The organism is Pseudarthrobacter sp. 05T312, from assembly GCF_056396685.1.
Window position 1 is genome coordinate 1 of the sequence record NZ_JBFTLY010000073.1, and the last position, 373, is coordinate 373.

A 373-nucleotide genomic window follows, 5' to 3' on the forward strand; every position below is an offset into this window, starting at 1 on the left:
GCGAGGACTAACGACTCGTGAAGCTGACCGGTACTAATAGGCCAACAACTTACACCACACAGAAAAACATTCTGCTTGCGTCCACTATGTGGTTCCCAACCAACAACCCCGTCAACACACGGGGCACGGCAGGAACCAACAACTAAATACAACACCACCCCCTGCCCACMGGCAGGGACGTTGTAACCACAAGATTTCCCAACCCTGCGAGGTTCGGGTACAAGGGTTACGGCGGTCATAGCGTGGGGGAAACGCCCGGTCCCATTCCGAACCCGGAAGCTAAGACCCACAGCGCCGATGGTACTGCACCCGGGAGGGTGTGGGAGAGTAGGTCACCGCCGGAACATCATTACAGAAGGGCCCTGACAAGGAA

1 rRNA gene is annotated in these 373 nt (G+C 56.7%); it reads left to right on the top strand.

From position 1 onward, the window contains the following. Positions 1-227: 227 nt before the first annotated feature. Positions 228-344: ribosomal RNA gene (rrf, locus tag AC1DIP_RS22370) — 5S ribosomal RNA — on the top strand. Positions 345-373 lie beyond the last annotated feature (29 nt).